The organism is Aquiflexum sp. (genome assembly GCF_977115555.1).
This window is the reverse complement of the sequence record NZ_CDSBKL010000450.1, coordinates 1-3,093: the sequence shown is the minus strand read 5'-3', so window position 1 is coordinate 3,093 and position 3,093 is coordinate 1. Positions and strand designations below refer to the sequence as shown.

2 protein-coding genes are annotated in these 3,093 nt (G+C 43.6%); one reads left to right on the top strand and one right to left on the bottom strand.

Annotated elements, in window-relative coordinates; translation table 11 throughout:
* Positions 1-2,203 (bottom strand): TonB-dependent receptor plug domain-containing protein (locus ACZFYI_RS18100; protein ID WP_462525528.1); only part of this gene is annotated, 2,203 nt, incomplete at its 3' end.
* 108 nt (positions 2,204-2,311) lie between these two features.
* Between ACZFYI_RS18100 and ACZFYI_RS18095 the strand changes: the two genes are divergently transcribed.
* The coding region (locus ACZFYI_RS18095) for a sugar phosphate isomerase/epimerase family protein (RefSeq protein WP_462525527.1) at positions 2,312-3,093 on the top strand (782 nt) is incomplete at its 3' end.

The following is a 3,093-nucleotide window of genomic DNA, read 5'->3' as shown; positions in this document are numbered from 1 at the left end:
GTACATTTTGGTTGGAAAACGTCACCCCGCCGTACATCAGGTTGGTTTCATTGGCATTTACATGTCCAAAAACTCCCCTAAAAAAGGCGTCCAAATGCCATTTTTTCCATTGAAGTTGATTGTGCCAACCCATCCACCATCTGGGAACAGTCTGACCTTGCGGCACATAATCTGCTCTCCAATCCTGTTGATTGTTGTTCTGTTGAAGAATCCATTTTCCTGTATTGCGGTCAATACCCAAAAACTCCAGCGCCCGGCCAGTCCCGATCTGCTCGCCGGTTTTGAGGATATTGTATTGGGAAAGTAGCCCCCCCACTCCAATTGCTCTTGTCACTCCTATGTCAATTCCTTCGAGACTGGTGAATTCAGCATCCAAGTCTTCCCATTCGGATTTTAGGAAGGTGGCATTGATCCTGCTTTGGTAAAATACATTACCGATTTTTACTGCATTTAACCCGATAACCCACTCAGTACCCCTGTTCCTTATCTCTCCAAAATTCTGGTAAGTAAACGGATAATAGGAATTCCAGTCAGTGTAATCCCAATCAAATGCCCGCATGAGGTTGATGAAATCCGAAGAACGGCTCGTAAAGAACCTCAGTTCAGCAAATAATTTATTGTCAAGGAAAGAACCACTACCTCCTATTTCCCATTGATGGGTGTCTTCCCACTTCAAATCTGGGTTGGCAAAGTGGGTGAAATTCACATTAGGCTCAATCTGCAATATAGTTTTGCTAAGTCCCGTCCGGTCCGGAATCAAACCGGTATGGGAATAGGAGGTGAAAACCAGGAATTTTTGACTGAGGCTGTATTTCAGATCTAATCCAAAGAACTGCCCCCAGCCGGCATTTTCTCCCAGATTAGAGGATGATTCAGGTTGGTACAGAAAGTCAAAATATAATCTATTCTTCCAATTGGAATGCATAAAAAAACCCAACGCATTCAAAGTATATTCTCCGTATTGGGGATTCAATGTTTGCTCTATGATCGTATTTTCAGGTTCAAATAGTCTAAAAAGATTGGTGCCTGTTTGGTCATAGGTTATCTTTTGGGAGGTAAAACGGATACCCGGATTGAAAGTAAAGTCATTGGTTTGGATCAAATAATCGGATGATAATTCCAAAAAAGTGCGGTCATCTTCTCTTATTTTACTTCTCTGAAAAGTCCCTGCGTCATTACTTAAACCAATGATTCCGTCAAAATAGAACTGGTCTTTTATCGTTCCGACTTTGCCGATTCTTCCACTTATTGTCCATTGCGGAAAAGGATTGGCAGTAATATTTGCTTGGAACATATTCATTTTGGAACCCAGGGTATTTTCATCCGCATTCATTCTCAGCCAAGGATTCCCTCTAAAATTAGTGTAAGTATTGACTTGCTGATCCAATGAAAAAGTTGGGTTCATGCCCACCGCTGCCTGAAAAAAATCAGAATTGCCTATTTCGGAATCTCTATCCACAATCAAAGTTGAAAGCCCTGCTTTGATTTTACTTTTCCAAAACGAATAACCAAGGGCACCATATATACTTAACTGCTTGAAGCCTGTTTTCTTTTGGATACCCTCCACATTCCGGTGACTGAGGATTACTTTAGAATCCAAATTGCCAGAGCGGTAACCGAGTTTCAGACCGGTGTTGGTGGACCAAGCTGTTTGTGTCAAGGCTTCCAGCCAATCCGTTTCACTGTTGCCAAAAGTTGTTCCAGGAGGTGCCTGATTCCTGAATTCCTGCGCATTGAGGTTGTCATAGGGTCTTTGGTAGTTTTCCATGCTGACATTTTGAAGAAAAGTTACCGAAAGCCCTTTTTTCCTATTACCGGAAATGGTAGCATCAAATACGCCTGCTGCGGCCTGCAAACCCATTTCTGCCAATTGACTCCCTCTCCTGACCCCAATAGAATCGATCAAAAATGGATCAAGCATATGCCATGATAATCCCGGCATGCCATCGATCATCAACATAGGCTGCATCCTGCCGAGAAAAGTATGGTAACCGCGGTAAACCATGTCAAAGTTACCATTGGGATTGGATCCGGGCCTTGATACCAATAGTCCAGGAATCTGACCCTGTATAGCTTGTGGCAAAGAAAGAATAAGCCCCTGATTGAATGGCTTTTGTTCCCTCCTTAGGCTGTCAGATTCTTGGGCTTTTGAAACAAAAGCGAACAAAAAAAGACTTGTTGAAATAATCAAAAACCGAAACATTTGTATTTAGGTTGTTTTGGGAATTGAAATTAAATATAGGCTTTATAGTTATTTTTTTCATGCGATTGTAATTGGATTTTCATATTTTTAGCAAAACCCTATTAACCCATGAATAAAATCGGATTTAATGTTTTGGCTTGGTCGGCAGCGATGTCTGATGACCTCAAACCTATTTTGGATAGATTAAAAAAAATCGGTTATGATGGTGCTGAATTTTTTGTCGGTTCCGACGATATCCCCGCTTACAAAAGCATCGGTGAGCATTGCAAAAATATCGGTTTGGAAGTGACCACTGTGTTTGTGCTCAGTCCGGAAGAAAACCTTGTCAGCCCCGATCCAGCTGTCCGTCAGGCCGGGCTTGAAAAAATCAAATGGACCATAGACCGATCGCATGACTTGGGTTCGCAGGTACTCTGTGGGCCATTCCATTCGGCTTTTGCCACTTTTACCAAAGCTGCCCCGCAGGAAATCGAGTATGCCCGCAGTGCCGAAATCCTCCATCAGGCAGGCGATTACGCCGCACAGGCAGGAATTCTGCTGACTCCAGAAGCCCTCAACCGCTTCGAATGTTACCTCTGCAATACCATGGAGCAACTGTCCCATTTGCTCAAAATCGTCAACCATCCCAATGTCAAAGCGATGTTTGACACCCATCATGCGAATATGGAAGAGAAAAAACTGGGAGAAGCCATCCACCGCATCGCTCCTTACCTTGCCCACTTCCATATCAGCGAAAACGACCGTGGCACGCCAGGTTCAGGGCATGTACCTTGGGACGAGACTTTTGCTGCTTTGGCCGCGATCAAGTACAAAGGTTGGCTGACCATCGAGGGATTCACAAGAAACGATCCTGATTTTGCCAATGCCATCGGGGTTTGGAGGCAATTTTC